Below are 25,441 nucleotides of genomic sequence, written 5' to 3'. Positions count from 1 at the left end.
TAAAGTAGCGTTAAAGCAGCAGCTTTTATTAAACATAGAAGTATTTGAATAAACGAGCTGAGCATATAAGAGAGAGCGAATCACTCTCTGTTAAATAAAAAGCCGGATGAAAAAGGGCTTCGCTGCGTGAAAGGTTTGAGCTGGAGAAGCGCACCAGCCCTTTTTCATCCGGCGTCCGGAGGACACGATGAGCAAATTTAGCGATAGATTATATCAAGCAAGCCGCGAAGTATGGCAGAAAAGCCATGAGCATCCGTTTCTCGTGGAAATGCGCGAAGGAACGCTGGATTCGCAGCGCTTCATCTATTATCTCAAACAGGACTACGTCTATTTAATCGACTATGCGAAGCTGTTCGCCTACGGCAGTATAAAAGCTGGCGATATGGCAACAATGGTCAAATTCGCCGGGCTGTATCATTCCACGCTGCATGTGGAAATGGAGCTGCACCGCCAGTATGCCGACCGTTTTGGCGTTACGCGCGAGCAGCTTGAAGGCACGCAGCCGGCGCCAAGCAATATCGCCTATACAAAATATATGCTCGACGTCGCGGCGAATGGCTCGCTCGCAGAGGTTGTAGCAGCGCTGCTGCCGTGCATGTGGAGCTACCGCGAAATCGGCGTAACCTTCGCCGAATATCCGGGTGCGCTGGATCATCCGCTGTATAAGGAATGGATTCTTATGTACAGCTCGGAGGAGTTCGGCGAGCTGACCAACTGGTGCATTGGCCTGATGGACCAACTAGCAGAAGGGCTTCCGGAGCGGGAGCTTGCGAAGCTGGAGGAGCATTTTGTCATAACATCGAAGATGGAATATTTATTTTGGGATATGGCATATCGCATGGAGGAGTGGCCAGTGTGAGCATAAATAAAGGTCTGCCGGGAGAGCGGGGGCTTGAACGGGCGGCGGGGGCAAGCAAGTCAGCAGCAGAAGCAGCGGCAACGACCACTTCTGCACATAGCGAAAACAACGAGCCAGCAGGCCTTAGCGTCAGCGGACTGACGTATGCTTTTCCCGGCGGGCCGCCGCTGATTGAAGGGCTTGACCTGCATATTAGGCCGGGCGAGTTCGTCAGTGTGCTGGCGGCGAGCGGCATGGGCAAGACGACGCTGTTTCGGCTGCTGGCCGGACTGCTGGAGCCGCAAGCCGGCACGATTACGATCGGCGGCGTTAATCGCCAGCAGCAGGCGGCGAAGCTTGGCTATATGCCGCAGAAGGATTGCCTGATGCCGTGGCGGACAGTGCTGGATAATGCCGCGCTCGGCATGGAGCTGGCAGGAACACCGAAGAAGGAAGCGCGCCAGCGCGTGCGGGAGCTGCTGCCGGATTTCGGCCTCGCCGGAACCGAGGCGAAATATCCGCATGAGCTGTCGGGCGGCATGCGCCAGCGGGTATCGTTTCTTCGCTCGCTGCTGGGCGGCGGCGAGCTCTTTTTACTCGATGAGCCGTTCAGCGCCCTTGATGCGATGACGAGAGTCAGCATGCAGGAATGGCTGCTGCAAATATGGGAGCAGCATCGCAAAACGATTGTTTTTATTACCCATGACATAGATGAAGCGCTGCTTCTATCGGACCGGGTGCTGGTTGCTGCAAAGGCGCCGGTTGCCGAATTGGTGGAATATCCGGTGGGACTTGCGCGTCCGCGCACCTACGAGACGATACTGAGCGAGCCTTTTGTGGCGTTAAAACGCCAGCTGCTGGGGCATTTCGGGCATGCACATACAGCGGCCAGCCTAGAGGGGGGAAGCCGATGAAGCGTTTTTTCAAGAAGCATATGCCTGCCCAGCTGTTCATCCTTCTGCTGGCTGTATTGTGGGAAGTGGGAACGCGAATATTCCAAATTCCCCATTATATTATCCCGCGGCTGTCTGATGTGCTCGTCTCCATGGCGGAGAACAGCGGGCTGCTGGCGCGGCATTTCGTCATCACGTTAGGCGAGGCGCTGCTTGGGCTGGCGATTTCAATCGTGCTCGGCACGTTGTCGGCGATCTGGATCGACAGCTCATCATTGGCGCGCAAGACGCTGTACCCGCTCGTTGTCGCCTCGCAGACGATTCCGATTATTGCGCTGTCGCCGATTATGGTCATGTGGTTTGGCTATGAAATCGGCAGCAAAATCGCCGTTGTCATGCTGTTCACCTTTTTCCCCATTGCGATGAATACGGCGGACGGCTTCCGCTCGGCGGACCCGGATATCGGGGAGCTGCTGCGGACGATGGGAGCAAGCAAGCGTGAGCTGTTCCTCAAGTGGAAAATCCCTTCGGCGCTGCCGGAGTTTTTCACGGGGCTGAAAATGGCAGCGGCGATCAGCGTCGGCGGCGCTACGCTTGGCGAATGGCTAGGCGGCGAAGCGGGCCTGGGCATGTACACAAAGCGGGCGGCGAATATGCTGCGCGGCGAAAGTGTTTTTTCCGGGGTGCTGCTGCTGTCAGCGATGGGCATTATGTTATTTTTAGCCGTATTGGCGCTTGAGCGAATCTGCTTATCCTATCGGAGAGAATCGAAGGTAGGCCAGTAAGGGGGCACCAAGGCGGAGTGCCGCTCAAGCTTTATCGCAATTTATATACTATAATAGAACAAGAAAGAGGTAAGTTGTCTATGTATAAGGAGAATGAAGGAAATCATCATTATACGAAAAATAAAACTTCCAAATGGAAACGCAGCTCATGGATCGCAGCCTGCCTGGCTTTAACGCTCGTTATTATGGCGGGCTGCTCCTCGGATAACAAGAAAGCGGGGAGTGAGGCTGAAGGCACGCAGGAGCTGACGGTGCTGCTCGATTGGTATCCGAATGCGGTGCACACCTTCTTGTATGCGGCGGAGGAGCAGGGCTACTTCAAGGAAGCGGGCCTCAATGTAAAGCTGCAGGTGCCGGCGGATACGAATGATGCGCTTAAGCTGGTTGCAACCGGCAAAGCGGATCTGGCGATCAGCTATCAAATGCAGGTAGCCGTTGCCCGCGCAGAGGAAATTCCGATTGTATCGGTTGCTTCGCTTGTGCGCCACCCGCTGAATCAGCTGTTCGTGCTGGAATCGTCGGGCGTGAAGACACCAAAGGATTTGGTCGGCAAAAAAATCGGCTATCCGTCGATTCCGCTGGATGAAGCGTACGTGAACACAATGGTGAAAACCGATGGCGGCGATCCGTCAGGGCTGAACTACGTCGATGTGGGCTGGGACCTGATTCCGGCCATGACAACGAAGAAGGTCGATGCCATTATCGGAGGTTATGTGAACCACGAGAAGCTGCTGCTGGAGAAGGAAGGCGAGAAGCTGATTGCGCTTAACCCTGCCGACTATGGCGTACCGGATTATTACGAGCTTGTGATGACAGCAAGCGAGGATGGCGTTGCCAGCAAAAGCGAAGTATTCAAGAAGTTTATCGATGCGGCGGCCAAAGGTCAGGAATATACGGCGAGCCATCCGGATGAGGCCTTGCAGGTGCTGCTCGACAAGCAAAATGCAGATTACCCGCTTGATGCCGAGATAGAGAAGCAAAGCTTGCAGGTACTGCTGCCGCTCATGGATGCCGGCTCCGAAGCTTTTGGAAGTCAATCGGTGGAGTCGTGGAGCAATGTCATTTCATGGTTGCAGGAGCATGGCCAACTCACGAAAGAAATCAAGGCTGAGGATGCATTCCGCAACCTATAATAGTGGAGGGAATACGGCGTATGGACGAACGCTATTCAAGACAGATGTTGTTTACGCCAATTGGTGAAACAGGGCAGCGCAAGCTAAGCGAGAGCGCTGTGCTTATTATAGGAATGGGAGCGCTCGGCACCGTTCTGGCCAATCATATGGTCAGAGCGGGGGTCGGGCTCGTCCGTTTCGTTGATCGTGATTATGTGGAGCGCAGCAATCTCCAGCGGCAGATGCTTTACGACGAAGAGGATGTCGAGCATGGCTATCCGAAGGCGGTCGCCGCCGAGAGGAAGCTGCGCAAAATCAATTCCGATATCAAGATCGAAGCGATCGTTGCTGACGTCACCGTTCAAAATATCGACGCGCTGCTGATGGATATCGACCTCGTGCTCGATGGGACGGATAATTTTCAGACGCGTTTTCTGCTTAATGATGCTTGCTTCCGCAGCGGTATTCCGTTTACCTATGGCGGGGCGGTCAGCTCGCGGGGCATGAGCGCTATTCTTGTGCCGGGCGCTACGCCGTGTCTGCGCTGCTTTATTCAATCAGCCGATGCGGGCGGACAGACCTGCGATATGATCGGCGTTATTTCGCCAGTCGTGGATATTGTCGCTTCCTACCAAGCGGTAGAGGCGCTTAAATATTTGGTTGGAGCTGCGGATAAAAGAAGAAACAGCCTGATGACCTTTGACTTATGGCAAAATCATTCGTTCGAGATGAAGCTGGGCGAGCCTGCGAAGCAATGCCCTTGCTGCCAGCTGAAGAAGTATCCGGCTTTACAGGTGGCAGAGCAGGACGCGGCAGTCTCGCTATGCGGACGCAGCACCGTGCAAATCTCTGGCGGCGCTCCGCTTAATCTGGAGCAGTGGCGTCAAAGGCTGGAACCGATTGCTGTGGAGCTTACGCATAACGCTTATTTGCTGAAAGCCGAGCTGCCGGAAGGTGAGCGGCTCGTGCTGTTCCCCGATGGGCGTGTGCTTGTGCAGGGGACGGAAGATATGGTCCGTGCCAAAACCTTATATGCCCGTTATATCGGAAACTAACAGCCAACAGCGAAGGGATTGTGTGAATATGAAGGATTTTCGTTTATATGCGATTACAGGCGAGGAATTTCATCCGGGCCGCGATTTGATCGAGGTGATGGAGGAAGCGATTTACGGCGGCGTTGATATTATTCAGCTGCGCGACAAGTCGGGCGACAAGCCTGCCATTTTGGAAAAAGCACGGGCGCTCCGCGAGCTGACCCGGAAGCATGGCGTAACCTTTATCGTCAATGACTACATTGATATTGCGCTGGAAGTGGATGCGGACGGCATTCATTTGGGCCAGGGCGATGTGCCGCTCGTGGAAGCACGCAAGCTGGTGGGCGATAAAATCATCGGCATTTCCACGCACGCCATTGAAGAGGCGCTGCTTGCCGAGGAGCAAGGTGCCGACTACATCGGCGTCGGTCCAGTATTTCCAACCAAGACGAAGGTCGACGTTGTTGATCCGGTAACGGTTGAATACGTGCGCGAGGTAGCGGATAAGGTGAAAATTCCATTTGTCGCAATCGGCGGCATTAAGCTGCGCAATGTGGATGAAGTGATTGCAGCTGGCGCGACGCGCATTTGTGCGGTTAGCGAAATTGTTGGCAGCAGCGATATTTCCGGCACCTGCCGCTCTTTTCTAGACAAGCTGGATAAATGGGGAGAGTCGTAATGGAACTAGTCATTAACGGCGTGAAGCAGGAGCTGGCAGCGAAGACGATTGAAGAGGTCATTGCCCATTTTGGCCTCGCGAGCAAGCCGGTTGTCGTTGAAGCTGACGGAGCGGTGCTGACCCAGGAGCAATGGGGAGCAACCGAGGTTCGCGAAGGCATGAAAATCGAGCTTGTACATTTTGTAGGAGGAGGCTAAAGCGAATGAAACCGGATGTATGGCATATTGGCAACCATGAACTAACGTCCCGATTTTTTATCGGCACCGGGCTTTTCCCAAGCCCTTATGTACAGAGGGAGGCGATTGAGGCGTCAGGCGCCGAGGTGCTGACGTTCGCTATTCGCCGCATTAACTTGGAGGCGACCGAGGACGATTCAATTCTTCAGCATTTGCAAGGAAAGTCGTATCAATATTTGCCGAATACTTCAGGGGCAAGCACGGCGGAGGAAGCGGTGCGGATTGCACGTCTTGCGCGGGCTTCGGGTCTCAGCGACTGGATTAAGGTCGAAATTAGCGCCAATGAGCGCACGCTGCTGCCTGATCCGATTGAAACGCTGAAGGCGACGGAAATTCTCGTAAAAGAGGGCTTCACCGTCCTTCCATATACGTCGGATGATCCTGTCATTTGCAAGCGGCTGGAGGAAGCGGGCGCTGCGGCTGTTATGCCGGGAGCGGCTCCGATTGGGACGGGCCTTGGCATTTTGAACCCTTATAATTTGGGCCTTATTGTAGAGGAAGCGAAGGTTCCGATTATCGTCGATGCCGGGCTTGGCTCGGTCAGCGATGTGACCCAGGCGATGGAGCTTGGCGTGGCGGGCGTGCTGATGAATACACCGGTTGCGAAGGCGAAGGATCCGGCAGGTATGGCGCGGGCCATGAGGCTCGGCATCGAAGCTGGCCGTCTGGCTTATTTGTCCGGCCGCATTTCGAAGAAGCGTTATGCTTCAGCAAGCAGCGGTTACGAGGAGTTTAAGCTGAAATAACAGCATCATTCAACAAGGAAAGCTGGTTAGGACATGGGAGAACGAATTGTAATCATGGGCGGCGGCATTATTGGCTTATCCTGTGCGTTCGAGCTGCGCAGCCGCGGCCATCAGGTGACGGTGCTGGAAATTGGCAGCTGCGGGGGACAAGCTTCTGGAGCGGCTGCGGGGATGCTGGCTCCTTTTTCGGAAAATGTAGAGGGACCGGATGATTTTTTTCGCTTATGTACGCAGAGCTTGCGGCTGTATCCTTCCTTTACAGATCGCGTGAAGCAGGTTTCCGACCTGCCATTCGAATATACCGAATCTGGAAGCATGTATATCGCTTACCATGATGCGGATATTTTGGCGCTTGAAGGCAGGCTGCGCTGGCAGCGGGAGTATGGTTCATCGGGCAGCCTGCTTGAGGGGGGCGACGTATTTCGGCTAGAGCCGAAGCTGTCAGGCAAGGTGCGGGCAGCGCTGTATACGCCGGAGGAAAGCCATCTGTATGCGCCGCATTATGTTAAAGCGCTGGAGGATGCCTGCCGCTTGATGGATGTTCACATTCATGAGCATTTGGAGCAGGTTGCGATTAAGGACTGGCAGAGCTCGGTCGTGCTGGAATCGGCAGACGGGCGTGTTTTTGAAGGGGACCGGCTCGTTGTATGCTCGGGAGCTTGGGCGCAGCAGCTGGAAGCTGCATTTGGCCTTCGCATTCCGGTCTATCCGATTCGCGGACAAATTTGCGCCTATATGGCGGAGGAAAAGCCCGTTCATCATATGGTGTTTTGCAATCAAGGCTATCTCGTAGCGAAGGAAAATAATACGCTCGTATGCGGCGCTTCTGAGGATGTAGCTGGATTCGAGACGACCGTTACGGAGAAGGGTATTGAGCGCCTGCGAAAATGGAACAAGCAAGCTTTCCCGTTTCTCGAAACGTGGACGCCGTTCCACACCTGGGCAGGCCTTCGCCCATCCACGCAGGATGGTTTTCCGCTGCTTGGTGCGCTCGCGCAATCGGGCCGCGTCGTGATGGCGGTAGGGCATTACCGCAATGGGATTTTGCTCAGTCCGGTTACAGCACAGCTCGTGGCTGATAGCGTAGAAGGCAAGAAGCTGCCGGACTTCATGCGGGCATTCGCTCCTGAGCGTTTCAGCTAGGCAGAGATAGGTACAGCGAGCTGGAGCTGGAAGTGGAAATCTGCGAAACCGAGAATCGGTGGACAAGCGTTTGATCTAAAATATAAGCATTTATAAGTTTCCTACTTATCATTAGGCTTATATTTCTCGGAGTGAAACGCGCCGCGCCGCCGAAGGGCGGCGACAGCCGTTTCACCTTGGTTCTGTATTTGATGAAGAGAGGGACGTGAGCAAAACATGAGCGTACATGAGAATGGGCAGGCACCACGCAGCGTCCCGACTGCTTTGACGATTGCGGGCTCGGACAGCGGCGGCGGGGCGGGCATTCAAGCGGATCTGAAAACCTTTCAGGAGCTTGGCATATTCGGCATGTCCGCGGTGACCGCGATTACTGCGCAAAATACACTTGGTGTGCAGGGTGTATTTCCGCTCAGCGTGGAAGCCGTTGTGCAGCAAATGCATTCGGTCGGTTCGGATATTGGCGTCGATGCGCTGAAGACGGGCATGCTGTTCAATAGCGAGATCATTACGGCTGTTGCCGCAACGATTGCCGAGCTTGGCTGGAAAAATGTTGTCGTAGACCCGGTTATGATCGCCAAAGGTGGAGCCTCGCTGCTGCAAGAGGAAGCTATCCGGGCGATGACGGACAAGCTGCTGCCTGTAACGACGGTGATTACGCCGAACATACCGGAAGCGGAGAAGCTGACGGGCATTACGATTGTCACGGCGGACGATAAGCGGGAAGCGGCGAAACGGCTCGCTGGATATGGAGCGGGCTACGTTATTATTAAAGGCGGCCACGATACGGGCGAGGAAGCTATCGATCTGCTGTATGACGGCAGCGGCTTTACCGAGCTGGCAGGCAAACGCGTTGCAACGGCCCGCACGCATGGCACGGGCTGTACCTTTTCGGCGGCGCTTGCGGCAGGACTTGCCGAAGGAGCGGATATGGAAGCGGCGATGCGCCAAGCGAAAGCGTTTATTCAAGCAGCCATCGAGGACGGCATTCAAATTGGCGGCGGGCATGGACCGACGAACCACTGGGCGTACCAGCGCAGCAAGCGGGCAATGAAAGCTCCCCTATAGTAGAAAAAGCTATGCGGCTTCCGGTTGTGTTCAAACCGAAGGTTGCATAGCTTTTTTTACGTACTTGCTGCCTATCTGTTGTTTAGCTGCGTCTACCGGCTAAGTCCAGCCCCAGAAAAAACCTTCACGGTCCCAGGCTGCCTTGCCGCCATGGCCTTTTTTGAACGCTTTTTTTACTTCCTTGTCGATCGACGTATTCCCTTGCTCATTCACGTATATGAACTGCTCTCCAAAATGCTCTGTAATATGGGCAACGGCCTTCTCCTGATGAAGAATGCCGGCAAACTTCAGCTCTCCGAGCATCCAATCGGCTACATCCTGTGCGGTATGGCTCAACATATCTCTTCCTCTCTATTTCACAGCTCTCGCCCACTATTATAATCAACGGCAGCGCATATGCCAAATTTACTTCAGGCTTACTTCAAAAGCATCCACATAAACGGCGGTGCCGGTCACTTCGATGAGCCGTTCATCCAACTGCTGTTAGCATCATGTCAGAAGCTAAGTTTTAAAAAAATTAATTTTTTCTGTCATCATAAAAGACTGCCGACAGTTGCCGACAGTCCATGCAAATGGTTAAACCGTTTGAAGCAGACGTATTATTTCACCATCTATTACTTCTTCACTAACTTTTTTAAACCCTAAAGATTCATATAACTTTCCCGCAATTCGATTATCTGGTCGATGTCCAATCATTATTCTTATACCATGTGAAATACTCATAAATTGAATCAAAGCTTCCATTGCTGCCTTACCATAACCTTTGCCTTGATGCGTTTCGTCAATCATTATGGCAGGAATCCAATAGTTATCATCCTTATCTGGTTTCGTACAAAACACGAGAAATCCGACTAAGACTTCTTCTGAGTAAATAGCACGCAATTCAAAATCATCCACATATTTTGATTCTGCAATCCAATAAACCACAGGTGCAGGAAAGACAATAAGCTGCTCTGGCTTAACTTTAAGCTGGGTACATTCATACCAATTCTCAATAGACACTGGCTTTAATACAACTGCCATACGAAATTCCTCCCAAATTTTACTCCGCAGAGGAATTCCACCTCTACGATTATTTCGTAACCTTCCTTAAAAAAATAGCAACATGGCTATGGTTCATACCACATCACTCCTCTCGAAATTAAAAACTCTAACGTAGGCTATTCGTTTCTTATTTAAGATATCCTTTTTTATTAAGGAAGTTAAAGCTAGGCATAACAATCGGATGTCACAGGTTAACACTTTATCCCATTGATTCCTTGTCTGATGTAAGCCTTGCATCAACATTTGTCAAAATGAGGGAGGAATCTCCACCCACTGCGACTTTTCCTTAAGTTTTACTAAACATTTGACCGTCTATAACCGATATTTCTATTCATGAATAGTAATTAAATAAATAGGCGGGTGGGTCTCATGTTTTTTAAATTATTAAGTCCTTTCACAGCTATTATGTCCAAGTTGAAGTATGCACAGAAGTTCATGGTCGTTAGTGCTCTGTTTATGATCCCGCTGGTCTTGCTGCTTGTTCTATGGGTTAGCGAGCAGCAAGGAAACATTGAGTATATTCAAAAAGAACATGACGGCGTGGCTTATATTAAAGATATAATGCCGCTTATGCTCCAAGTGCAGCAGCACCGTGGGCTATCATCCGGCTTTTTGAATGGAAATCCTGATGCCAAGGCAGATGTAGATGCCAAATCACAGGAAATTGCGGGCTTGATTCAAACGATAGACCCAGCGATAAAAGCGTCAAATATGGCTGGGGCGCAGGAGCTGTGGGAGACCTGGAAGCAGCAGTGGACACAGTTGGATTCGAGCAACGCTACGATGAAGGCTGATGACAGTTTTGACAACCATTCCACGCTTGTTTTAGATTTAACTAATATTATGATTAAGCTCTCTGATGAATCGGGCCTGTCCCTTGATACGCAGATGGATTCTTATTATTTGGGTTCAATGTTCGTGCAGCAAATTCCTGCGCTCATGGAGCATGCGGCGATTATTCGCGGCAAAGGCAATGGTGTGCTTACCAGCAAAGCAATGGGGGATGACGAAGAAATCAAGCTTCGTTTGGAAGCGGAAATGATTAATTATTCTCTGACGAATATGAATAAGTCGCTGAGCAGCGCTTTAGGCTGGAACGAGACACTGATACCGTCATTGGAGAAAAGTGGCGCGATGACGGCTACATCGCTCAAAAGCTTTGTGGCACTACTTAATACAGGTGTCCTTAACGGCTCTAACTTGACCATGGATGGGGCGGAGTTTTTCAAGTCGGGAACGGCGTCGATTGGTGTTTTAAACGACTTTTATGTCCAGGTGAATACAGAGCTTGAGCAGGTGCTCCAGCAGCGCATCGATGAGCTGACGGCGACTCGAAATATGCTGCTTGGCTTGACGGTTCTGTCCCTGCTGCTCGTGGCTATTTTCTACGTGGCTTTCTACCGTAATGTGATGGTAACGGTGGCCGCACTCCGTAATCGTGCGGATGCAATGGCGAAAGGCGACTTTTCCAAAGAACTCAATTTGGAAACGCGGGATGAGCTGCGTCAGGTCGGCCTGTCATTTAATGAAATGATTCGCTCCTTGAATGGGCTGTTGCGGAGAAACCAGATCGTATCTGAGCAGGCAGCGGCTTCGTCGGAGGAGCTTACAGCCATTTCACATGAATCGACGCTGGCGATGAAGCAAATTGCCGAGTCGATTCAGGGGGTATCGGAAGGAACGGACGTACAGCGCGTATCGGCGGATGAAACGTCGAAAGCGATGAATGAAATGGCGGTTGGCATTACTCGCATCGCCGAAGCAGCTTCAGAAGTGGCGGACGCTGCGGTCAAGGTGACGGGCAACGCTCAAGTAGGCGAAGAGCAGCTTGGACAGACGGTACGCCAAATGAACAGTATTCAAGCATCGGCTGTTCGTTCGGGCGAGGTCGTCTCCAAGCTGGATGAGCATTCGGCGCAAATTGGCCAAATCGTGCAAGCGGTAATGGCAATAGCCAAGCAGACGCAGCTTTTGTCGCTGAATGCGAATATCGAAGCAGCGAGAGCTGGCGAGCATGGCCGGGGCTTTAGCGTCGTAGCCTCCGAAGTGGGCAAGCTGGCCGAGCAGACGAGCGAGTCGGTGCAGACGATATCTGAGCTGGTCAGAGATATTCGGACGCTGGTGAGCGAGAATGTGAAGGCGATGAGCGACATGAAATCGGAGACGGCTTCTGGTCTTGCCTCTATTGAGCAGGCAAATACGACGATTGGCGATATTTTGCATGAGGTTCGCTCGATGAGCGATCAAATTCAGGAAGTGTCGGCAGCCGCCGAGGAAATTTCCGCAGGCATGGAAGAGGTCACGGCATCGGTTGGCGAGGTAGCGAACATCTCGAATAAAACGTCGGATGAGGCGGAAACGATGGCCGCAGCTACGGAGGAGCAGCTTGCGTCGATGGAGGAAATTCAAGCATCGGCGGAAGCGCTGCGCGATATGGCCCAGCAGCTGCAGGATGATCTCAGCCATTTCGTACTGAGCAGCGAGGACACACAGCAAACGAAGGCTGGATAGCGCGGAATCATGGATAATGCTCGGGCTGTGCAGACAGTATGAGCATTATCCTTTTTTTGTATTTTGCTAGAGTAGGATGGTAGAATTGGAGCAGCCTTGAAAAGGACATAAAGGGGAGCAAGCAATGAGATTTGTGAAAAGAACATTGATTTATATAGTGGTCGCGATTCCGCTCATTTTTCTATTGAATTATTTAAAGTTTGATGGGCCAGCAGCGATTGTCATTATATTTTTAACGTTTTTGGCTGTCACACTGGGCCCGTTATTTTATACGATTTTAGGGACGAGAAACTTGGTGAAAATCGAGAGGTTTCTGCTCGCGAACCGCAGCATACCCAGTTATTATATCAACTACACGGTAGCCAATCGTTTGGATGACGAGTTTGAAGAGACGATGGCGAAGCTGCTCAAGCAGTACAAGCAAAAAAATAAACAGGCGCTGTTCAAGACGCTCCAAGCTCACTATAACAAAGATATTCAAAATGTTTCACACGAAATTGAGTGGATTCAGCCGGTGGAATATAGGCATTATTATCAAGCTTATTATGACATCGAGCGAAGAGAGTTCGCTGAGGCACACAATCATATAAACCGAATCTCTAAAGCATGGATGAAGCAGTCTCTGCTATCTTACATGGAGTATAAACAGGGCAATCGGCCAAGGGCAATTGAGCTGGCGGAGGAAGCGATGCGGGCGGCAAGGGGGCTCCAGCTGTATGTAATGGTGAAAACATTCGAACGGGAGTATCCCGAGTTAAGGCAGCAGATGGAGAAGTGACGCTCGTTATGGTCGCGGGGCATTCTAGACAGATCGTATAGAAACGAATGAGCCGTAAAGGGGAAAAGATGCAGAACAGGCCGTTGCTAAAGCAGCAACGATGTCCGTTCTGCATTTTTTTTCGCTGGCAAAAGCGTTCGCGCGATTATAGATTTTTATAATCGACTAATAGATTATTTCTGGGCTGATGCCGATTGACGATTAGCTAGGGGTAACCTATACTTGCCTAAATACAAGTAAACAACTATGAATAATGAGTATAAAGTGCTGTGTGTGTGTGTGTGCAGCTGATTACAAACAAGGGGGCCCGCAAACAAATGGTACAAGTAAAAGCACCAAATCAATATGTAAACGAGCCGAATGCATGGGCAGAAGGTGGAGCGAAAATTGCAGAAATCGGCAGCAAGCTCTTTATAATCGGCGGGGAAAAAGCGCTTGAAGCAGCGGCTCCGCTGCTTGCCAGTCTAAATGCGGTCGATGTCACTTATCAGGTGCATCGTTTTTCCGGCCAGGTAACAACGGAGCAGATCGCAGCCTACTCGGAGCTGGCAGCGAGCCAGGATATCAACGTGCTGGTTGGAATTGGCGGCGGTCGGGTGCTGGATTTGACGAAGGCGGTTGCGCAGCGGATTAATGTGCCGAGCGTGACGGTGCCGACGATTGCGGCAACCTGCGCGGCATGGTCAGCGCTCACCGTATTGTACGACGAGGAGGGGCGCTCGGCAGGCTACTTGCCGCTGAAGCAATCCCCGCAGCTGGTGCTTGCGGATACGGCGGCGCTTGCTGCTGCACCTAAGCGCTACCTCGCTTCGGGCATAGGCGATACGTATGTGAAATGGAACGAGACGGTCGTCAATGTGAAAAAGGTTCCGGCCGACCTTGATGTACGGCTTGGCGTCAAAACGTCGGAGCTTGCGGTTGAGGTGCTGGACCGCTATGCGCAGCAGGCGTATGCGAACGCGGGCGACGGCATCGTGACACCCGCATTCCATGAGGTGAGTCACGCGATTGTCTGGCTGGCCGGACAAGTGAACACCGTATCGGCAGGAGGCGCACGCGGCGCTTTGGCCCATGCCATCCACGACAGCCTGACGCAGTTTGCGCAAACGCATGGCTCGCTGCATGGCGAGAAGGTCGCGTTTGGGCTCGTTGCCCACACGCTGCTGCAAGGGCAAACGGCCGCGGAGACGGAGCGGCTTGCTGCGAAGCTGGATGCGCTCGGCCTGCCGGTTACGCTGGCGCAGCTCGGATTTGAAGAAAACGCGGATAAAATCGCTTATGACATTGCAGGTAAAGTGCCGCTTGCTGGAGCGAAAGCTGCCGAGTTGCCTTTCGCCGTTCATCCGGCGGCAATCGCTGAGGCGATTATTGCAGCGGACCAGCTGGGGCAGCGCATTAGAAGCAAGGCAGCTGCTGCTTCGCAATAAAAGGCACGCAATAAGGGGAAACCTTACACACGAGATCTAGAGAGGCGGAAACAACCGTGAAGAACAGAAAGAGACAGTGGCTAGGCTTAAGCATAGCAATCATCTTAGCGAGCCTGCTCGCAGCATGCGGCAATACAGGGGGGACGACGAACACAGGAGCAGCATCGGCGAGCCCAGCAGCAGCTTCTGAAAGCAGCAGCCCGGCAGCGGAAGGCGGGCCGGATTTGAGCAAAGTCACGCTGAACATCGGTCAGACGGGCTGGGAAAATCTAAAGATTGGCTTCAAGGAAGCTGGACTCGATGCTACGCCTTACAAAATCGAATTCAGCGTCTTCCAAGGCGGCAATTTGCAGCTGGAGGCCATGGCAGGCGGACATTTGGATGTCGCCTTGACGAGCGAAATCCCGCCCTTGTTTGCAGCACAGGCCGCAAACGGCGGCAATTTTAAAATTATTGCCATTCAAAAATCCAGCACGCTCCAGCAGGAGCTGCTTATTCCAAAAGGCTCGACGGTGAAATCCGTAGCCGATTTGAAGGGCAAAAAGGTAGCTTACGTCAGCAGCACAACCGCGCATTATTTTCTGCTTAAAATGCTTGAAGAAGCGGGGCTTAGCTGGACGGACATTGAGCCTGTAGCGCTGTCGACCTCCGATGGGCTCAGCGCATTGATCGGCGGCAGCGTGGATGCATTGGCTAGCTACGGCAACGCGGTCATATCGGCACGCCAAAATGGCGCAACGACGCTGGCGTCTGCCCAGAATATTTTATCCGGCAACTTCCCGATTGAAGCAAATCCGGCAGCGATTGAAGATCCGGGCAAGCATGCAGCGATTGCGGATTTCCTGAACAGGCTCAATCAGTACAATGAATGGATTCGTGCGAATCAGGAGAAATGGGCAGGCATTGTAGCTGAAAATACAAAGCAGCCTGTGGAGCAGGCGCTCCAAACGCTGAAGGACGGAGAAGCGCAGCAGCCGACGACGATTTTGCCGCCATCGGATGAAGCGATTGCTTCCCAGCAGGACATTGCCGATACGCTGCAAAAGGTCGATTTGCTTAAAAATCCGGTTGATGTGAAGACGATCTGGAGCGACGCTTTTGCGGACGCACTGAAATAATTCGGGTCCTGAAAGGAGAGCTATATTTTGCGAAAACCATCCTACAGCTTCTGGACATCCTCCTTCACGCCATGGCTGCTGCCGATTCTGCTGCTAATCGCCTGGCATGTGCTGACGGTTACGGGCATTATCGCCGCTAACGTTTTGCCGCAGCCGCTGCAGGTCATTGAGGAGCTGATCACTTCCATCAAGAGCGGCCAGTTGGCTGAAAATATTGCAATCAGCGCCCGTCGTGCCATACTGGGCTTTCTCATTGGCGGCGGAATCGGTTTCCTGCTGGGCCTTATTAACGGTTTTTCCTCAAGAGCGGAAATCGTGATGGATTCGTCGATTCAAATGCTGCGTAATGTGCCGCATTTGGCACTCATTCCGCTCGTTATTATTTGGTTCGGCATTGGCGAAGAGGTGAAGCTGCTGCTGGTCGCGCTGGGCGTCTTTTTCCCCATCTATCTCAACACCTTTCATGGCATTCGCTCGATTGACCGCGGTCTGATTGAGATGGCGAAGGTGTATGGGCTGCGGGGCTTCGACTTGTATAAAGAAGTGATTTTGCCGGGAGCGCTGCCTTCGGTACTGGTCGGCGTCCGTTATTCGCTCGGCATTATGTGGCTGACGCTCATCGTAGCGGAGACGGTAGCAGCGAATTCCGGCATCGGCTACATGGCGATGAATGCCCGCGAGTTTATGCAGCTGGATGTGACGGTGCTGAGCATCATCATTTATGCGCTGCTTGGCAAGCTGTCCGACAGCATTGCGAAAATACTTGAGAGGCGGCTGCTCCAGTGGAATCCGAATTACAGCCGTGCGAAAGCATAGGAGGGGATGACATGACCGATAGCCGCAAAGGGGCACAGCTCCAGTTAAGCCGGGTACGCAAGGAGTTTGCGGGCAAGGAGGTGCTAAAGGGCGTTGATCTGAAAATAGACCGTGGCGAATTTGTCGCCATCGTCGGCCGCAGCGGCTGTGGCAAAAGCACGCTGTTGCGGCTGATCGCCGGGCTGGATTTGCCGACGGAGGGCACGCTGCTGCTCGGTAGCGGCGAACAGCAAAGCGTAGGGACAGATATTCGCGTACTGTTTCAGGAGGCGCGCTTGCTGCCCTGGAAGAGTGTGCTGGACAATGTGCGGATCGGCACGCCCGGCAAGGATAAGGCGAAGGCAACGGAAGCGCTGGCGCAAGTTGGGCTTGCGGACCGCGCAGGCGAATGGCCGCATGTGCTTTCCGGCGGGCAGAAGCAGCGGGTTGCGCTGGCCCGGGGGCTGGCAAGCAAGCCTCGCCTGCTGCTGCTGGATGAGCCGCTGGGCGCGCTCGATGCGTTGACGCGCATTGAAATGCAGCAGCTGATTGAACGGCTGTGGCTGGAGCAGGGCTTCACGGTCGTTCTCGTCACGCATGATGTGAGCGAGGCCGTTGCGCTGGCAGACAGGGTTATTTTGATTGAGGAAGGCATCATCTCCCTCGACAAGCGAATTACGCTAGACCGGCCGCGCAACCGGGACAGCGGATTTATATATTTTGAAAACCTTATTCTAAATAAGGTGCTTGGCAAAGAGGAAATACCGCTGCAGAAGAAGGTCAGCTATACGATATAAACAGCGGTCAACGGACTGCTGCAACCTAAGGACAAAGACTTAGTTCATATGAACTAAGTCTTTGTCCTTTTTTATATTCATTTCAAAGGTTTTACAGCCGATAAAGGAAGAAGAAGGAAAATGAAAGGATTTCATAGGAGGCAGGAGTAGGATGAGTAGCATTCGTATTCGCATCATGCTGGCAATTATTATTTTTGCAGTGTTGTCTGGAACGATTGTAGGGTTTACGGGTTTGTATACTAGCAATAATATTCTGGAGCGCTACTCGCGAGATAATGCAGAGCTGACGGTCGACAGCGCCGCTGGCGAGCTGGATTCCAAAATCAATGCCATTCAAAATTCAGTCGATGGCTTGGCGATAACCGCTGTATCCCTGCTGAATGATTTGGAGCGCTTCAAGACAGATGGCGAGTACGTTACAGAGTATGAGGAGACGCTGCGCCCGATTGCTGCACAGTTTGCGGAAGAGACGGAAGGAGCAATGTCCTTCTATATTCGATTTAATCCTGCGTTTACTGCTCCGACCTCCGGCATTTTTCATGCGGACTCGGATGACAGCGGCAAGATGCAGCAGCTGACGCCAACCGATTTCAGCCAATACGATCCTAGCGATACCGCCCATGTAGGCTGGTATTATCTCCCTGTCCAGTCGGGCAAGGCGATGTGGCTTGACCCATACCGCAATGAGAATATTGGCGTCGATATGATTAGCTATACGGTGCCATTGTTTAAAAATGGAGAATCCGTCGGCATTGTGGGGATGGATATTCGTTTTGACCTTTTTCAAAGCTTTCTAGGCGACATTCGTACGTTTGATGATACCTATGCGGTTCTGGTTAATGCCAGCCAGAAGCTGCTTATTGATCCTGTCCATACAGAGGCTGCTGTGCTGAAAGATGTGGATGAGGCCTTTTCGCAAAAGGTAGGGCAGGAGCCCAGAGGTGTCATGCTTACACAGTGGGGCGGAGAAGAGACGCTCGTTGCCTATGCGAATTTGTCGAATGACTATACGTTAATTGTGGCATCTCCCACCCATGATATTTATCAGGAGGTTAACCATCAGACGTGGCTCATTCTTTATTTGCTGCTGGGCGTCATTGTGCTGGCTGTGTTGACCGCGCTCATCGTAGGCACGCGCATGGTGCGTCCGCTGAAACGAATTGTGGCGGATATGGAGCTGGTCAGCGCCGGACAGCTGGATGTGCAGTCTCGCTATACAGGAAAGGATGAGATTGGACGAATTGGCAGCGGGTTCAATCATATGGTGCAGCAGCTGCGCCGCTTGACGGGCAGCATTAAAGAAACGACCGTGGAAATCGGCCAGTCGTCGCATACGCTGCTGGCCGTATCGCAGCAGACGACGGCTGCAGCGCAGGAAATGACCGCATCGGTGGCCGAAATTGCCGAGGGCAATCGGTCGCAATCGGCGATGCTGGCTGCCTGTGCGGATACCGCCACAGAGCTTGCGGATAAAGCTTCCGCGCTGCGCGAGCAGACGGAGGAGGTATGGCAGGGCATCGTGCAGATGAATGAGGGCAATGAGCAGGGGCTTGCCTTGATGCAGGAGCTGGCAAGGCGCAATGACAGCAGCAATGAGGCGACGCAGCAAATCGGCGAAATCATTAGCGATTTGCGGAGCAAGGCGGAAAGCGTGAATCAAATTTTGACGACGATTAGCGGCATTGCCAAGCAGACAGGCATTTTGGCGCTGAACGCTTCGATTGAAGCTTCCAGAGCGGGAGAGTCGGGTCGCAGCTTCGCTGTCGTAGCGGAGGAAGTGCGCAAGCTTGCCCAGCAGTCGCGCGAGGCGACGGAAGAAACGGTGGCGCTCATTTCAGGTGTACAGCAGGATATCGGGAAAACCGTCGTCTCTATGGCGGAGGTGAGGGAGCAAAGCAGCAGGCAATCCGAGGTAGTGAAGCAGATGGATGAAGCGCTGCGCGACATCTCCCTTTCAGTATCAGGCAGCACGCGCCAAATCAAGGAGAGCAGCGAGCATATTGCTAAGCTTAGCATCGGTGTCGGCCAAGTGCATGAGCAGCTCGGCAGCCTTGCGGTTATTGCGGCGCAGAGCAGCGATTTGTCCAATCAGGTGGCCGAGGCGGTGGAGGAGCAGACGGACGGCTTCGAGCAGGTGACCGCTGCTGCCGAGCAGCTTGGCGAATTAGTGGAGCGGCTGGACAGTGCCGTTCAAGCTTTTCATGCAGAGGGTAGCGGATTGGCGGGGAGCGAGCGGGAAGGAAGCGCTGTGTAAGCTGATTGCATCGTATTAGCAGCTGGTACTAAGAGAAGATGGTACTATTTATTCCAGCGAAAACAGGTAAGATAAGGCTATCAAACAAATAACCGCAAGGTTATACGGGAGGACGCCTATCATGGAAAATCAAATGCCTGTTCGCAAATCAATGAACTTTTACCGTCGCCGGAATACACCAACTTATACGTTTATGGCTTGGGGAGCTTTTGTACTCGCATTCGCCTTTGAATTTATCGGCATTTATACGCTCAATCAGCCGCTTTCGGTTCAGGGCTACTACGCCGTAACAGGAATTTTGCTCGTCATTACTTCTTTTACGCTCCAGAAGCTTGCCCGCGACAATGATGAGGATAAATTTCTGAAGGAACAAAATCCTTCCTATCGCAATCGCAACACGCCAGCCTTTACATTCATGGCTTGGATCGGCTTTATCATTGCTGTGCTTGCGCAATACATCGGCTTGTACACGCTGGAGGAGCCATTCTATGTAAAAGGCTACTATGCAATCGCCGGAGCTTTCCTGATTGTAGCTTGCCTCGTGCTTCAGAAAACGGTTCGCGATAATGAAGAGGATAAAGTGCATTTGGGTCCGGAAGAGGAGTAAGACCAGCGCATTCTAGGGCATGTACGCAAATGTATGCAAATAGCATGCAAATGTAAGCGAGCCAGCTCATGATCCTATTATTTGGCGGACCCAGCAGCCGCTATTTCAACGGAATTACGAGATAAGGAACAGGCTCCGGACCCAGAAGCCGCTAATGCGCTGCTGTTAGCCATTTTGACGGGTAAATGAGGGTGATAACGGCTTTCCTGTCCGCCTACGGCCGGAATTTGGATTAAAAGCCAGAATAGCGGAACCTCAGTCCGTCGAAAAAAGAGGGAGCGTCGCGAGCTGTATTTCTTCAGCAAGGCTCGGATGCTGCGGTTCTCAAGTGGGCAGGCTGCAGGTAAATGAAAAGTGCACTTCTCAGAATTAGGTATTGGAAAAGCCCGCGTAAGCTGGCGCTAATCCAAAATCATTCTGGGAGTTGCACTTTTATTTTTTTGTTACCCGTTAATAATTTCCCCGCCGTTGACGTGCATCATCTGTCCGGTGACATAGCTGGAGTCATCCGATGCGAGATAGACGTAGGCGGCGGCAAGCTCGGCAGGCTGACCGGGACGTTTCATCGGCGTATCACCTCCGAAGGTGGCGACCTTCTGTGCGTCGAAGCTGGACGGAATAAGCGGCGTCCAGATGGGGCCCGGCGCGACGCCATTGACCCGAATGCCTTGGCCTGCCAAATTGGCGGATAGGGCGCGGGTGAAGGAGACGATCGCGCCTTTGGTGGCCGAATAGTCGATCAGCGTCTCATTGCCGCGATAGGCGGTAATCGATGCCGTATTAATAATGGATGCGCCTTGCTTCAAATGGGCGAGCGCCGCTTTCGTCAAATAAAACATCGCGAATACGTTGGTGCGGAACGTAGCGGTAAGCTGCTCCGCCGTAATATCCTCAAGGCGCTGCTGCACATGCTGCTCTGCAGCGTTATTGACGATGATGTCGAGCTTGCCGAATGCCTGAACCGTCTGCTCGACCGCTTGTTGACAGAAGGCTTCATCGCCGATATCGCCAGAAATCAGCAGGCAGCATCTGCCAAGCTGCTCAATCTCCTGTTTTACAACCTTCGCGTCGGAGTCCTCTTCCAAATAAACGATGCTGACATCGCAGCCCTCCATTGCAAAAGCGATCGCTGCGGCACGTCCAATTCCGCTGTCCCCTCCGGTAATAATCGCCGCTTTGCCCATCAGCTTTCCAGCAGCCTTATAAGTTGCGGATTTATAGACAGGCTGCGGATGCATAACGGATTCCAGTCCAGGCTGCTGATCCTGATGCTGGGGCGGCAGCGTCTGGGCTGGCGCTTGTGTTGTAGATGGACTCATCCTATAACCTCCTTGTAATGGCGCGGCATGCGCCTATAACAAAACGTTCTTATTGTGGAATAAACGTGCAGAGGTTATACATGGTTTTCCGTCATTTTACAGCATGCTGGCGATACCAGTCATTTGCTTCCTGTAGTACCTCCGTTCCGCCCGCCTTCATAAACTCATGGACGAAACGATCAAAGTCTTCTAGCGGCTTCTCGCCGGTAATAAAGGCGACATAGGCTTTGTTTTTTAACTTGATTAATTCAGCTCCGTTATGGATTAAGGAGGGAGTCGCAACCTCCAAAGCGTTGTAGATGCCATCTTGATCAAGGTTTAAGGTTGAGGCCCATCGCTCTCTTCGTTCTTTAGGGACCAAGGGTACCGTCATGCCTAGATTGGCGCCGATTGTATTTTGATAGTTGAACATGGTGTCATAAGGAGGCAGCACAATGACATCCTCCTTCACGTTTCCTGCCCATGTCCAGTGTGTGCCCTTGATCCCATATTTCATTGAGGCATATTCATCCGGGTCGGGACTCGCGCTCACATAGTCAAGTATTTGGAGGATCGTCTCCATCTTGCCTGGATCAACGGCTGCGTCAGCTCCGATAGCGGTGAAGCTCATCAGCATATCATAGGCTTTGGAGCCCCGTTTTCCTTCCGGCCCACGAAAGGGCTGGCCGAACACAATTCGGGCCTGAGGATTGCCCGCCGTTAGTTCCTTTGCGTTAAATGTAGCTTCTACCGGAATCTCCGCGCCATTCGCGCCGCCCTCATCCTCTAAGGCTAAATAATCGCCAGCTTGAATCCAGTGATAGTAATTGCCCATGGAGGTCATGCCGATTTTTCCATTGATAAAGGCATGGGACAGATGCTTGTAGCCGCCTTTATTTTCGCCGGTAATAAACTCGGGATCGATGATGCCATCAGCGTACCACTTACGAAGATAGTGCAGCGCCTCCTGCATTTCCGGCTCCAATGCGCCGATGATGAGCTTTTCATTTTTCACCCCGAAGTAAAGCTGGTCCGCGAAGACGATTTGCCCGAAAGCGCCGAAAACAACATTCATTCCTTCTCTGGACAAGCCGTACGTATCTTTCTTGCCATTGCCATCCGGATCTTCATTCGCAAATGCATAGATGACCTTCTCAAAATCAGCTAGCGTCTCAGGCACCGTCAGACCTAGCTTATCGAGCCAATCCTCTCTATATATAACAGGTATGCGATAAATGTTTGTGGGATTGACGACAGGAATGCCATAATATTTGCCGTCGATTTTGCCATAATCCTGATAGGCGGGCGCATTTTCTCGAATGGCCTTCATAATGTTTGGAGCGTACTGATTAAGCATTTCCTCGGGAATTTCGGCCAGCAAGCCTTGCTGTTGATATTTCAGGAGATCCTGAGTCTGTCTGATTCTGAATAAATCGGGAATTTCGCCCTGCGCCAGCATCATATCCAGAAGCGCTTCATATTTGTTATTTTCTAAATTCCAGACGTCCAAATTGACATTGAATTTATTTTCAAGGAGGCGCACCATCTCCGCATTTTCTGGAACAGGCAGATTGAGATGCATCGTCCAGGAAATGCTGTGCTGCGGGCTGTCAGAAGCTATCGGGGTTTGCAAATCCTTGGCAGCAGACAGGTGCACAGAGCTTGTTTCGCACCCGCTGACCAAGCTTAGACATGCGACGGCTATTAGGGCGGCGATACGCTGTATTTCCTTCATTTTCATGATGAAACCTTCCTTGAATCGTATTTCTGCATGCACGCTATGGCTGAAGCGGCAGCTTTGCCGCCAAAGGACGGCGACAGCCGTTTACGCTTGCTTAACGGTATGGCGCAAATAATTGCCCGGCGTACACCCATGCCGTTCCTTAAATTTCTTAATAAAATAAGCCGCAGTCCTATAGCCGACTGTACTGGCAATTTGCTCAACAGACATATTATTGTTCACGATTAAAGCGGTCGCTTTTTCCATTCGCTGGCTGGTGACATAGTCGGTATAGGTGATGCCGCTCTCTTCCTTAAAGAGCTTGCTCAAATACTTGGGACTAATAAACACCTGGGCAGCCACCGTCTCAAGCGACAGATCCTCCGATAAATGGTTGCGAATATATTGCTTGGCAGCGTCAATGCTGGAGACAGCTCGATCGTTATTCCGTTTTTCCATTTGCTCAAGGCATGTCGATAGGGAGCTAACCAGCCATTCCTGAAAATGATAGATATTACGTGTCTCGTTAAACTGATTGTATAAATCCAGATGGCCTTGATCGTGCTGCTGGTATCGAACGCTTTTCAAATAATCGGAGTAGACGTATACGGTGTTCGCCAAAACAAAGCGGCAATAATCGGCAGAGTACATGCCTTCCCGCATCGTCACAACCAATTGCTCAACCGCTGCCGCAATTTCGGGGGCTTGACGGGCATGCAATTTATCTCTGAACCTCATAAGCATCGCTTGCGGGATTTCTTCAAGGCTATGCTCGCGATCGAGTAGAGTACGATCATTCAAAATGGATCTATCCGGCAGGAAATAGCCGTATTTTATTAAGCTTTGGGCTTCCATATAGCTTTGGTGAACCTCAATGATATCCTCTACCCAGCACCCCTGTGAAATTTGAAAATCCAGCTGAAACTGCTGCTTGGCTTCCGCTAATACAAAACGGGACAGCTGCTCTAAAAATACGTCGCAGGTTTCGCTCGCGCAAACAAGGATAACGATCGTCTTGTCCGGCAGCTCCTCGGCAATGATATGTGCCTCCGGCACAGAGGCCCCCTCCAACTGGCTGATCATTCGGTACACGACATACTGCATATCTCTGGAGCTTAAATGGGCATAGGCTTGGCCCGTATTTACAATCATGCTGCAATAATGACTGTAGGCCTGAGAGATGCCGAGAAAGGGGAGCTCTTCCGCCAATTTTTCTCTTGTATTGCTATTGTGGAGCAGGTTCAGCAATACATTATGCCTGATAACCGAGCTATTGGCCTGAAGCGTCTCTTCCAGATTGCTGACCTTATCGTTCAGCCTAATGAAAGCGGTATCAATAAGCTTGAATTCATTCGTCACATTTTCAGGCGCATGCCCGGATAAGTCCTTTATTCTTCCCGCCAATCGCTTAATTGGGCTGTAACTTACTCTAGCAAAAATCCCGGATAATACGATTCCTATCAATAGGGCAGCTACACAGATGACAAGTACAAGCTTTTGCACGAAAATCAACTTTTGATAGAAGAAGCTGGCAGGCATGGCGCTGTATATTTTCCAGCCGGTCGATGGCAGCGTTTGGTAGGAAACCGCATAAGGGGCATCATTAATCGTGTCTTTAAAGCGGCCAGACTCCGCCTTGGACTGCAAGGTCTCGGTGATGCTGGAGTCGGTAGCGTTGTGCAAACCTAGGCTTTCATAGTCTGAACCCGTGATCAGGCTCCCGGAACGATCTAATATAAACGTGCTTTCATATTGCGCGGGCATCATATTCCGAATAACCCCGCTAATCGCACTTTCCTTCAAGTCAATCGCAATCAGCAGATCACTGTTTTCGCCAGAGGCTTGAAAGGGATAGCTATGCGTGTAGGTAATCAAGGCTTCGCTTTTGCTATTCGGCAGGCTGGAATAAATATCTTGTGGAATCAATCGGGTTGTTGTCCAGAGCTGGTTTTGCTTATTACCTCGCATCCCATTCATCCAATCGGCAAAAAATACGGCGCTGCTGCCTTGGTCGGCATTGAATTTCAGCCCATAATTGGAGGAGAGCATGACATTTTGCTCCGGATAATACAAATGCGCCGCATAGATGAGGTCTGAATGGGCAGCTACTTGTGACTGGAGCAATTCCTGCAGATCAATGGCTTTGCTAAGGTTGTTTTTATAGGAGGAATCGGCAAATAAACGAATATCTGCGGTTTTATCGAGAGATAGATTCAGATAGATTTGCTGCACGCTCTGAAGCACCGTAGCTTCAATCGTTTGGGCTGTGTTGTCTATGATCAGCTGATTTTTGGAGTGCAGCTCCTCTTCATAGCTTTTTGAGAAATAAATATAGAAGACGGAGCAGAGCAAGAGAACAATGACCAGCACGATGGAAATATAAGATACAGCCAGATTAGCAAATACAGAGTTCCACTTTTTCACGGTCTACGCCTCCTCACCGCCTCGATTATACACCACCGGATGGACGAACTTATACCCATTAATCAAATCTTAACATTATTCGGCTTGAGGAAGATATGCAGCAAAAGACTCTATAGCATAGAACCTATTTCTCATCC

The 25,441-nt window shown here is 51.7% G+C and carries 23 protein-coding genes and 1 pseudogene; 19 read left to right on the top strand and 5 right to left on the bottom strand.

The window, feature by feature from the left end; genetic code table 11:
* Positions 1-187 precede the first annotated feature (187 nt).
* The 10 genes from tenA (at position 188) to thiD (ending at position 8,531) form a co-directional block, all read left to right on the top strand.
* Positions 188-859, top strand: coding sequence for a thiaminase II (gene tenA, locus AC50YG_RS06875; RefSeq protein WP_494825701.1), 672 nt, complete (start codon positions 188-190; stop codon positions 857-859).
* Positions 856-1,752: an ABC transporter ATP-binding protein gene (locus AC50YG_RS06870; RefSeq protein WP_494825699.1), complete on the top strand. Its 897-nt coding sequence runs from the start codon at positions 856-858 to the stop codon at positions 1,750-1,752. Before tenA ends, AC50YG_RS06870 begins: the two co-directional genes overlap by 4 nt.
* A complete protein-coding gene (locus tag AC50YG_RS06865; protein WP_494825697.1) occupies positions 1,749-2,516 on the top strand; it encodes an ABC transporter permease in 768 nt (255 codons plus the stop codon). The genes AC50YG_RS06870 and AC50YG_RS06865 overlap by 4 nt, the downstream gene beginning before the upstream one ends.
* Positions 2,517-2,596: 80 nt before the next feature.
* Positions 2,597-3,649: an ABC transporter substrate-binding protein gene (locus tag AC50YG_RS06860; RefSeq protein WP_494825695.1), complete on the top strand. Its 1,053-nt coding sequence runs from the start codon at positions 2,597-2,599 to the stop codon at positions 3,647-3,649.
* A gap of 20 nt (positions 3,650-3,669) precedes the next feature.
* Positions 3,670-4,683, top strand: a complete 1,014-nt coding sequence (locus AC50YG_RS06855; RefSeq protein ID WP_494825693.1) for a ThiF family adenylyltransferase — start codon at positions 3,670-3,672, stop codon at positions 4,681-4,683.
* A 28-nt stretch (positions 4,684-4,711) separates the two neighbouring features.
* Positions 4,712-5,341, top strand: coding sequence for a thiamine phosphate synthase (thiE, locus tag AC50YG_RS06850; RefSeq protein ID WP_341281231.1), 630 nt, complete (start codon positions 4,712-4,714; stop codon positions 5,339-5,341).
* Positions 5,341-5,538: a sulfur carrier protein ThiS gene (thiS, locus tag AC50YG_RS06845; RefSeq protein WP_494825691.1), complete on the top strand. Its 198-nt coding sequence runs from the start codon at positions 5,341-5,343 to the stop codon at positions 5,536-5,538. The genes thiE and thiS overlap by 1 nt, the downstream gene beginning before the upstream one ends.
* Before the next feature lie 5 nt (positions 5,539-5,543).
* Positions 5,544-6,323 (top strand): thiazole synthase, encoded by a 780-nt coding sequence (locus AC50YG_RS06840; protein ID WP_341281233.1) that lies wholly within the window; start codon positions 5,544-5,546, stop codon positions 6,321-6,323.
* Between the two features lie 33 nt (positions 6,324-6,356).
* On the top strand, positions 6,357-7,466 hold the full coding sequence (gene thiO, locus AC50YG_RS06835) for a glycine oxidase ThiO (protein ID WP_494825689.1): 1,110 nt from the start codon (positions 6,357-6,359) through the stop codon (positions 7,464-7,466).
* Between the two features lie 216 nt (positions 7,467-7,682).
* Entirely contained in the window at positions 7,683-8,531 is an 849-nt protein-coding gene (thiD, locus tag AC50YG_RS06830; RefSeq protein WP_494825687.1) for a bifunctional hydroxymethylpyrimidine kinase/phosphomethylpyrimidine kinase, read from the top strand.
* A gap of 99 nt (positions 8,532-8,630) precedes the next feature.
* Here the strand turns inward: thiD and AC50YG_RS06825 are convergent, their stop codons facing one another.
* Positions 8,631-8,870: a DUF6953 family protein gene (locus AC50YG_RS06825; protein WP_445933793.1), complete on the bottom strand. Its 240-nt coding sequence runs from the start codon at positions 8,868-8,870 to the stop codon at positions 8,631-8,633.
* A gap of 237 nt (positions 8,871-9,107) precedes the next feature.
* Positions 9,108-9,554 carry a GNAT family N-acetyltransferase gene (locus AC50YG_RS06820; protein ID WP_494825684.1) on the bottom strand — a complete coding sequence of 149 codons (447 nt, stop codon included), beginning with the start codon at positions 9,552-9,554 and terminating at the stop codon, positions 9,108-9,110.
* A gap of 390 nt (positions 9,555-9,944) precedes the next feature.
* Here AC50YG_RS06820 and AC50YG_RS06815 point away from each other — a divergent pair, with 390 nt between their 5' ends.
* The 9 genes and pseudogenes from AC50YG_RS06815 to AC50YG_RS06775 all read left to right on the top strand — a co-directional run bounded on the left by AC50YG_RS06815 (position 9,945) and on the right by AC50YG_RS06775 (position 19,862).
* Positions 9,945-12,086 (top strand): methyl-accepting chemotaxis protein, encoded by a 2,142-nt coding sequence (locus tag AC50YG_RS06815; protein WP_494825683.1) that lies wholly within the window; start codon positions 9,945-9,947, stop codon positions 12,084-12,086.
* Between the two features lie 124 nt (positions 12,087-12,210).
* Positions 12,211-12,864: a hypothetical protein gene (locus tag AC50YG_RS06810; protein ID WP_494825681.1), complete on the top strand. Its 654-nt coding sequence runs from the start codon at positions 12,211-12,213 to the stop codon at positions 12,862-12,864.
* Positions 12,865-13,181: 317 nt separating this feature from the next.
* A complete protein-coding gene (locus AC50YG_RS06805) occupies positions 13,182-14,291 on the top strand; it encodes an iron-containing alcohol dehydrogenase family protein (protein ID WP_494825680.1) in 1,110 nt (369 codons plus the stop codon).
* Between the two features lie 56 nt (positions 14,292-14,347).
* Entirely contained in the window at positions 14,348-15,409 is a 1,062-nt protein-coding gene (locus AC50YG_RS06800) for an ABC transporter substrate-binding protein (protein ID WP_494825678.1), read from the top strand.
* Positions 15,410-15,436: 27 nt separating this feature from the next.
* A complete protein-coding gene (locus AC50YG_RS06795; RefSeq protein WP_056035890.1) occupies positions 15,437-16,225 on the top strand; it encodes an ABC transporter permease subunit in 789 nt (262 codons plus the stop codon).
* An 11-nt stretch (positions 16,226-16,236) separates the two neighbouring features.
* Positions 16,237-17,001 (top strand): ATP-binding cassette domain-containing protein, encoded by a 765-nt coding sequence (locus tag AC50YG_RS06790; RefSeq protein WP_494825675.1) that lies wholly within the window; start codon positions 16,237-16,239, stop codon positions 16,999-17,001.
* A 151-nt stretch (positions 17,002-17,152) separates the two neighbouring features.
* A complete protein-coding gene (locus AC50YG_RS06785; RefSeq protein WP_494825673.1) occupies positions 17,153-19,255 on the top strand; it encodes a methyl-accepting chemotaxis protein in 2,103 nt (700 codons plus the stop codon).
* Positions 19,256-19,376: 121 nt separating this feature from the next.
* Positions 19,377-19,586, top strand: a pseudogene (locus AC50YG_RS06780) (YiaA/YiaB family inner membrane protein); the annotation flags it as partial.
* Between the two features lie 84 nt (positions 19,587-19,670).
* Positions 19,671-19,862 (top strand): YiaA/YiaB family inner membrane protein, encoded by a 192-nt coding sequence (locus AC50YG_RS06775; protein ID WP_052737008.1) that lies wholly within the window; start codon positions 19,671-19,673, stop codon positions 19,860-19,862.
* A gap of 443 nt (positions 19,863-20,305) precedes the next feature.
* Here the strand turns inward: AC50YG_RS06775 and AC50YG_RS06770 are convergent, their stop codons facing one another.
* From AC50YG_RS06770 to AC50YG_RS06760, 3 genes are all read right to left on the bottom strand, one after another.
* Positions 20,306-21,181 (bottom strand): SDR family oxidoreductase, encoded by an 876-nt coding sequence (locus AC50YG_RS06770; RefSeq protein ID WP_494825671.1) that lies wholly within the window; start codon positions 21,179-21,181, stop codon positions 20,306-20,308.
* 91 nt (positions 21,182-21,272) lie between these two features.
* Positions 21,273-22,901, bottom strand: coding sequence for an extracellular solute-binding protein (locus AC50YG_RS06765; protein ID WP_494825669.1), 1,629 nt, complete (start codon positions 22,899-22,901; stop codon positions 21,273-21,275).
* Positions 22,902-22,985: 84 nt separating this feature from the next.
* On the bottom strand, positions 22,986-25,304 hold the full coding sequence (locus tag AC50YG_RS06760; protein ID WP_494825667.1) for a helix-turn-helix domain-containing protein: 2,319 nt from the start codon (positions 25,302-25,304) through the stop codon (positions 22,986-22,988).
* Positions 25,305-25,441: the final 137 nt, after the last annotated feature.

Source organism: Paenibacillus sp. J31R34 (assembly GCF_059383715.1).
This window is presented reverse-complemented; position numbering and strand designations above follow the sequence as displayed.